8 protein-coding genes are annotated in these 8,207 nt (G+C 51.2%); all 8 read right to left on the bottom strand.

Annotated elements, in window-relative coordinates; genetic code table 11:
* A partial coding sequence (locus ACT8II_RS07475; protein ID WP_443813576.1) for a GDP-mannose 4,6-dehydratase occupies nucleotides 1–615 on the bottom strand: 615 nt, incomplete at its 3' end.
* Nucleotides 616–683: 68 nt separating this feature from the next.
* Nucleotides 684–1,217 carry an acyltransferase gene (locus ACT8II_RS07470; protein WP_443813575.1) on the bottom strand — a complete coding sequence of 178 codons (534 nt, stop codon included), beginning with the start codon at nucleotides 1,215–1,217 and terminating at the stop codon, nucleotides 684–686.
* Between the two features lie 88 nt (nucleotides 1,218–1,305).
* Nucleotides 1,306–2,709, bottom strand: coding sequence for a lipopolysaccharide biosynthesis protein (locus ACT8II_RS07465; RefSeq protein ID WP_443813574.1), 1,404 nt, complete (start codon nucleotides 2,707–2,709; stop codon nucleotides 1,306–1,308).
* Entirely contained in the window at nucleotides 2,706–3,992 is a 1,287-nt protein-coding gene (locus ACT8II_RS07460; RefSeq protein ID WP_443813572.1) for an O-antigen ligase family protein, read from the bottom strand. The genes ACT8II_RS07465 and ACT8II_RS07460 overlap by 4 nt, the downstream gene beginning before the upstream one ends.
* Nucleotides 3,985–5,115 carry a glycosyltransferase gene (locus ACT8II_RS07455; protein ID WP_443813570.1) on the bottom strand — a complete coding sequence of 377 codons (1,131 nt, stop codon included), beginning with the start codon at nucleotides 5,113–5,115 and terminating at the stop codon, nucleotides 3,985–3,987. Before ACT8II_RS07455 ends, ACT8II_RS07460 begins: the two co-directional genes overlap by 8 nt.
* A 17-nt stretch (nucleotides 5,116–5,132) precedes the next feature.
* On the bottom strand, nucleotides 5,133–6,161 hold the full coding sequence (locus tag ACT8II_RS07450; RefSeq protein WP_443813568.1) for a glycosyltransferase family 2 protein: 1,029 nt from the start codon (nucleotides 6,159–6,161) through the stop codon (nucleotides 5,133–5,135).
* A 3-nt stretch (nucleotides 6,162–6,164) separates the two neighbouring features.
* Nucleotides 6,165–7,292 (bottom strand): non-hydrolyzing UDP-N-acetylglucosamine 2-epimerase, encoded by a 1,128-nt coding sequence (gene wecB, locus ACT8II_RS07445; protein ID WP_443813566.1) that lies wholly within the window; start codon nucleotides 7,290–7,292, stop codon nucleotides 6,165–6,167.
* 2 nt (nucleotides 7,293–7,294) lie between these two features.
* Nucleotides 7,295–8,207 (bottom strand): SDR family oxidoreductase (locus ACT8II_RS07440; protein ID WP_443813564.1); only part of this gene is annotated, 913 nt, incomplete at its 5' end.

Raw genomic sequence — 8,207 nt, 5'->3', positions numbered from 1 at the left:
AAACCCGAAGTACGCCATGTCGGGACGTCCCATAGGACCGTACACCGTGAAGAAGCGAAGCCCGGTGGCAGGAATGGAATAGAGCTTTGAGTACGCCGCCGCCATAAGCTCGTTGGACTTCTTGGTGGCCGCATAGAGGGATACGGGAGAATCGACCATATCGGACTCGGAGAACGGCACCTTCTTGTTGCCGCCGTACACCGAGCTCGAGCTGGCATAGACCAGATGCTTCACCGGATGATGCCTGCACGCCTCTAATATGTTGAAGAACCCGATGAGGTTGCTTTCGATGTAGGCGCGGGGGTTCTCGATGGAGTAGCGAACGCCTGCCTGCGCGGCAAGATTCACAACGACATCGAATTCATGCTCAGAGAACAGACGCTCCACAAGCGCTGCATCGCAAAGATCTCCGCGCACGAATGTAAAACGTCCCTCGCTGTCGGCCTCGCGCAGCATATCAAGACGCGCTTGCTTTACTCTGGGATCGTAATAGTTGTTGACGTTGTCGAGACCAACGATAAAGTCATCGCTCGCCTCGATAATCTTCTTCGCCAGGAATGCGCCAATGAAGCCCGCCGCTCCAGTAACGAGCACTTTAGATGCAGATTGATTCATTACGGCCCTCATTTCAATCCAATTAACCTACAAGCAACCAACATTTAGCTGAAAAGCGAAGCTTGGCATTATTCAAATTCGCTCGAATTCGGATAGATACGCTCGCAAAAGCGCCGTTTCTCCTCGAAGCTCATATGCTTCGTGTTAACGAACTCTCCCTCATGCTTCTCACGATATGTTCCAACGGTCCCAATCGGCCGCGCAGGCACACCCGCCACTACCGTGTTATCTGGTACATCATGGGTCACGACCGACTGGGCGCCGACGATGCAATTTCTACCTATTGTCACCCCGGGCATGATTATCGCATCCATACCGATATGACAGTTGTCACCAATCGCAACACGTCCAAACCTATCAATATCAGAAAGCTCGGGATATAAATGTCGAAGCACCCAAACCCCCCCATCGTGCGTGGTGATACTCACTCCGGACGTGATGCGGACATTATTCCCAATAGAAACAAGATAGGGTTCGCTACCAAAATTCCATCCATTCAGTATTTCGCATCCGGTCCCGATGACAAGACCTTGCTTTTTTAATATGCTTCGTTTTTCGGCATCTGGCAAAAAACGCCAAATCGCTCTTTTGATAATCGACATTGACCGTCCCTCTCATTTTTCAATATTGCCGTCGATTAAGAACTCACTCGAACTGAAGTATCCCCATATTCAAAGACCGCTTTAGCGGCTACCCCTCTGGGACATCGCTAATTTCCCGGATCGAACGGAGTGCAAACGGAAGTGCGAACATGCAGGCGATAAGCAGGCATCCTGAATGGAATAAAATCGTGTCACCAAATGGATGCGCGTATAATGCCAGCAACAATAGAAAAAACAAGACAGCGAGAACCCAGAGGCCTTTAGGGTGCAGAGTGAATGGAAGGTGCTGTTGAGCAAGCAGGAATCTTAACACCATCATCGTTGCAGTTCCGATCACGAGACCTGCCATGATTCCATTTAAACCAAAAGGTCGAGCTAAATTATACGATGCAAAGGTTGCAACAATTAAAGCCGAGATGGTCGTAGTAGCCTGACTTCTCGTCTTACCCACTGCCATGAAAACTGAGCCAAATTGAGTTGACATGACCGACATGAGCGCATAGAGAAGAGACAACGGAATCAAACTAAAGGATGAAGCAAATTCCGTTTCAGCTATCAGATCGTAGAATAGAGCAATCGCAGGTAAGGCGATGCAGGAAAGAGCAGACAACAAAACCAACAGTGCCGAGCTGACATGAGCGTAAAACTCAGAAGCTCCTTTGGTTTTGGCACGGATTATACCCTCTTCAATGACAGCCATCGAAAAAATGCTTCCAACGGCAGTTATTACATTCGCGAATTTCAGAGCAAAGGAGTAAAGACCGTTTGCTTCTGAGCCAAACCAATCCATAACGAGCATTCTGCCAACTGTCAAAGTCAAGGTCGCGGCAATGAGATTGAAAACGCAGGGTATTGAATAGGCCAATAGCTTTCGAAGCAAACACATGCTCGCGTTTCTTAGTCGAAATGTTCTTAATAGCCTGATTCGTCTTTCGAGAAACACCAGGCCAGCTGTCTGCCCGCTCACATAAGAGGCAACTAATCCAAACTCCTGCAACCTCAACGCGCACACAAGTAGAAGAATGAGCAAGAATGTAACGATACTCGCAATAACACCAGACTCTGCAAAGGCCCTTGTGCTCCCTAGCGACCTTGCGAAATACTGCCAAATCTGAAAAATACCCAGCGCCCAACACATTACATAAACGGAAATGAGCATTTCGCTATTATACTCAAATACATGAAGAGCAATCGGCATAGAGAGGATTGAAAAGCTCAAAGCAATAATTAGGAACGCAAGGACCGTATCCTTAACCTTGTCTTGGCATGAAGCCGTCTCACTGGAAATCAAGTGCTTGAGTATTGCCTCCCAGATCGCGAGAAACACAATCGGGGCAGCCGTCTGAGCCAAGGAGAGCCAATAGTCGTAGTTGCCAGCAGCTGTGGGCGTAACAAAAAAGGCGTAAATCGGAATTATGATTGCCATCAGCGCCTTGGAAGCAATGTTACCAATAAAATAGACGCCCGTTTTCTTGATCAATGTGTTGTTCATACCGAACACCGTTCAGATTTGAATTTCGAGGGCCGTGCGTGAGCAACTCCCCCACCGCCAGAATTCGGATTGCAGCCGAAGGAATAGGCCGAGGCATACATGAGTAGCATCACAATGTAGTTATCCACATCTATATAAACGACCTGGCCGTACTCTACAACTAGACGTATGAACAGCATCACCAATATGAAATATGAAATGAAACGCGAATCCTGCCGATAGCGAATGCACCGCACAATCAGGGTGAGATACATCGAATAATATGCAACGAGACCGACTACTCCAAGGTTTGCTAGCAGCTCAGTATAGTTGCAATGGCTATACGCCACATGCCAGTACCCGATAGACTGTAGATACGCAGCAAATCCCTCGAAACCTATACCCAAAAATGGCCGCTCTGCAAAGAGCTTCAATGCCGTTTCTCGGTAGTAATCTCTCTCCAAGCTGCTGAGGTCAACGGAGCCATCGCTAAACGTGCCGGTCAGCAGTCCCATAAGACGATATCCGATCGTCTCATTCAAAAATGGAATCGTAAAGATCGCAATGACAATAACCAGCACAACCGGTATAGCGAGAACGAGTTTCCTCGAATCTAGGTACGCCCGTTTGTCATAGCAAACAAATAGGAAGATCGCCAAGCCAGAAGCAACCATCGTCTTCCTGCTGTCGGTTAGGATTATCGAAAGGAGTAAAACGACAACGATTGATACGGTTGCCTTTTTTGAGCAGTTTCCAGCACCGTAAAGCATGAGACAAAACATGAGCGCAAAGCCCATTTGCATTGCAGGTCCATTCGGCACAATATCGAAAACCGTTCCAATTCGTCCGAAGCCCCCCAAGAGAAACTGTGAGAATATGAGGAATAGTGACATTGCGAGCACGGAGATGACATATAGCTTCAAAAACCTAACCACGTCAGACCAACTCTCAATAGAGAGCCACATGCCGCAAATGGTTATAGTCCCGTACAATACGTTTGGAATGTACTGAGAGTGGAGTACGGCTTCTGGGAAAATAGCCCACAGTGCAGAAGCAGCGCAAAGGCTCACCACAAGCAAAAGCCAGAGCACAAACGGGACTCTCGCAATCAAGCGAATCGGCTTTTGCTTAGAATAGTGCCTTTCAAGCGCAGCTGATAGCAGAAAAAAGACGAGCGATGCCCAGTATAATGGCCTGAGAGAATCAAGGTCTGCCTGCGTAACACTATAGGAACCGACCGCGAAAACGAAAAAGAGATTACGCCATCCAGAAATCCTGCTTAAATCAAACAACACTTCACTCATTACGCAGACGCTCGCATTCTGTAAGGAGAGAATCGACTAAGCTGCTTTCGCAGTACTTTTTCTCAATGCCCATTCGAGCCGTCCTCGCCATGCGAAACGCCTCCGTGGGCTCCTCTACCATTTCGCAAACCGCCAAAGCGAATGCTTCGGTATCTCCGCATTCAACCAGATGGCCCGTCTCGCCATTTACTATTATTTCGCGTGATCCTGTCTCGAAGGCAGTGGTGACCACAGGAAGCTCCGTCAAGACAGCCTCGATCAAGGCATTTGGAAGCCCCTCGTAATTCGAAGAAAAACAGAAAGCGTCATGCCTGTCGAGTTCCCTGTACACATCGGCGCAGAACCCTTTCAGACTTATAGACCCCTCAACGCCAAGCGAATGGATTAATTCTCCAAGCTCCTCTTTGAGGGGACCATCGCCGAAGATATCGAGCGTGATATTTGAATGAACTTCCAGAGCCTTAGCGAACCCCTCAATCATCATTCTCTGATTCTTTTGATCGGCAAGTCGTCCGATTGTCATGAACCGTCGAATTTCACCATTTGGATTGTTTGCCTTTGGTGTCATTTCCACAATATTCGGTATGATGAACACGTTGCGATTCGTCAGCCGCCTATAATATGAAGCCTGTGCTTCATTCTGCGTCCAGATTGCCGAACATCGACTATAAACGTCATCCCTGATCAGGCGCTTGATCCTGCCTCTGCATCCATCTGTCGGATTATTCCGCTCGGTAGCAACAAGCACGCCATTCATTCCAAGTAAACCAAAGTACGTACATATGACCATCTCCGTACAAAACGGTATTACAAAATCAAAATGGCGTTGATAAAACAGCGACCTAACCGCTCTCGCATCCTCTATGTACTTCTCAAGCTTTCCAGCACCTCCGCTAATCCTGCTTAAACGAGAATAACGGACGCACACCCCTTCTGCGACTTCATATTCGGTGCCAAGCCGCTCATAGGAGTAGATGCACACAACGTGCCCCCGCCTAGCGAGAGCATTGGCAAAACGGAGCATAGCCCTCTCGGCACCACCGCCACCAAGCGCATAAGTAACAAAAAGAAAGGACCTCTGATATTCCGGATTCCCGCAAAAGGCCCTTGTTTCATCGCCCAATTCGATAACCGCCTATCCTAAACTATGTTAAGACCTGTCAATCGTGAGTGCAGTTCAAACATTCGTAAATAAAGGTTTGTTGAGATTGAGAATAACAACCAGCGGATGCGCTCAACACGTGCAACACGGTCATCAAAGCGCCAACGTAAAGATTCCCTCTTTAAAAATGATGTCAATCTATCCCAATCGTCAACAGACAAATATGAGTCTTTACCCACAGGGAGCATCCTAAAGATGCGCAACCAAGAGAAAGCAACTATATGTTCAATCGCATCGCGAGAAGCTTTCCCATCTTCGACCAAAAACTTTGCCAAGCGATTAATCTCGCACACTGCATCGTCATATTTCTTCTGATCTATAGTTCCGGTTCCGGTTATTGAACCTTGTCGAACAAGGTAGCCATAGACGACAGAGGTGCATACTGCGACCTTTTTAGCCCGAGCAATATACTGTGGGATAGTTGCAAGGTCTTCAAAGTTCTTGCCAACAGGAAAAGCGATACGCCCCATGCAGGAAACTCGGTAGAGTTTCCCGCATGAACTTATATTAAGTTCATGCGGGAAACATATCGCTTCAAGAGCTTCTTGGGAACTCATTACTCTGTATGCATTGTCAGACTTGAGGGCCACGAGATCTTCGCTTCGGGCAATCCTTTGAAATGAGCCCGTCACTATATCCGAGTCACTTTCCATCGCAATGGTGACTAAAGTTTCTATTGCCGTAGGCGTTAACACGTCATCGCCATCAAGAAATGTGACGTATTCTCCGGTAATACAGCGTAATCCAGCATTTCTTGCGGCAGATAGTCCGGCATTCTCTTGGTGTAATACAGTAATACGGCTATCCAAAACACAGGCTTTATCGCAATAATCTTGCGACCCATCTGTGGAGCCATCATCAATTAGAACAATCTCTAATTTCGTATATGTCTGATTTACTGCGCTACGTATGGTCTCAGGTAAATAGTCGATCACGTTGTATACAGGAACAACAACGGAAACAAGCGGGAAACGGTCATGCGCGTAATCTACTAATCTGTTGTCCATCTACTAATTCTTCCTCCACACCATCTTGTTCACGATGCCGGTGTAGCTCTGGACAAGCTTGATAACCTTCGCGGAAACGTTGCGATCCGCGTAGGCGGGCACCTCGATCCCGTCGTCGCCGTTGGCGTGCATGGCAACAACCAAGTCCACAGCCTGGAGAACCTCCTCGGTCGTGATGGACCCCACGCAGAACACGCCGGCGTCCATGGCCTCGGGACGCTCGGTCGAAGTGCGCACTGAGACGGCGGGAAACTTGAGGTACGAAGCCTCCTCGGGGAGCGTCCCCGAGTCGGAGACGACGCACAGGGCGTTGCGCTGCAGCTGGTTGTAATCAAAAAAACCCAGAGGCTTGTGCTGGATCACACGGCGATCGAACTTGAAGCCCCTCCGCTCGATCATCTTCGCGCTGCGTGGGTGGCAGCTGTAGAGCACCGGAACGTCATAGGCCTGCGCCATCGCGTTCACGGCGTTCATGAGGCTCATGAAGTTCGCCTCGATGTCGATGTTCTCCTCGCGGTGAGCGGAGAGCAGGATATAGCGCCCGACCTCCAGACCAAGATCTGACAGAACGGACGAATCCTCGATGCTCGGCATGACACGGTCGAGCACCTCGGCCATGGGGCTGCCCACCACGTAGGTGTTCTCGGGCTTCACGCCGCTGTCCAGGATGTATCGGCGCGCGTGCTCCGAGTAGCACAGGTTCACGTCGCTCGTTACGTCGACGATACGGCGGATGACCTCCTCGGGAAGATTCTCGTCCTTGCAGCGGTTGCCCGCCTCCATATGGAAGACGGGGATCTTGAGGCGCTTCGCGGAGATGACGCACAGGCACGAGTTCGTGTCGCCCAGCACGAGCACCGCGTCGGGTCGCTCGACGGCGAAGAGCGCGTAGGACTTGGAGATGACGTTGCCCATCGTCTGCCCCAGGTCGTCCCCCACCACACCCAGGTAGTGGTCCGGCTCACGAATGCCCAGGTCGTCGAAGAAGACCTTGTTGAGCTCGTAGTCGTAGTTCTGGCCGGTGTGGACGATGGAGAGGTCGAAGTACTCGTCGGCCTTGCGGACAACCTCGGAAAGCTTGATGATCTCCGGGCGCGTGCCCATGACGACCATGAGTTTGAGCTTGCTCATATCTATATCACCTCATAGTGGGGGTACAGGTCCCGGTGGGCGCGGACCCAATCGGCCATCTCGCGCACCTGCTCCGGGTAGGGCTTGGGACGATAGGTCGGCTCAAAGTTGGTGCGCACAAGCGTCTTGTCCAACTGGAGGCCTGCGTCGGGCACTATCTCCACGGAGCCGCCGCGTAGCTCTCGGTTAAAGAGCTTGAGTAGGTCAAATTTGCTGATGGAACCCTCAGGCACCATGTTCACAAGACCCGTCGCGTCTTCGCCCGCCTCGTGCTCCATGGCCTTGGCGAGCTCGAGTGTCGTGAGACCAGTCCAAATGGCACCGGTGTAGCCCTTGACGGGGCCGGGCTGCCGCATAAACCAGTTCAGCAGACCGATGCCCTTGGGGCTCATGTCCGGCCCCACGATGGAGTTGCGGAAGGTGAGGTTCTTGCCGTCGTTCAGCTCGCCCGCGGCCTTGGTGCGGTCGTAGGCGCTCTGTCCGTCGGGGACACTGCCCTCGGTGTAGGGACCGGTATTCCCGGCGAAGACGCAGTCGGTGCTCATGTGGAACACGCGGGTCGGGACCTTCTCAGTCGTGCGCACGAGCACATGCGGCAGCTCGCTGTTGAGCCGTACGGCGTCAGGATTGGTCTCGGCAGCCTTGTTAAGGACCCCCACGCAGTTGATGACGACGTCGTAGCCCCCCGAGGCGACCGTCTCGGACAAAAGCTGCTCGTCCCGTGCGTCGCCGAGAACCTGGCTGTCCAGGAACGACACGCCGCGCCGGGAGAAGCCGGTCACGTCGTGCCCCCGCTCCTTGAGGTAGAGGGAGATAAGGTGCCCCGCCATACCGGAGGCACCGAGTACCAGGAACCTCAACCTACTGCACCGCCTCGTGCTCGCGGCCCTCGAGGGCCAGCTGCACGTACTCGGC

It is taken from the genome of Collinsella sp., assembly GCF_052346665.1.
Taxonomy (GTDB): domain Bacteria; phylum Actinomycetota; class Coriobacteriia; order Coriobacteriales; family Coriobacteriaceae; genus Collinsella.
Note: the sequence above shows the minus strand (reverse complement) of the source record. Positions and strands in the feature narration are given on the sequence as shown.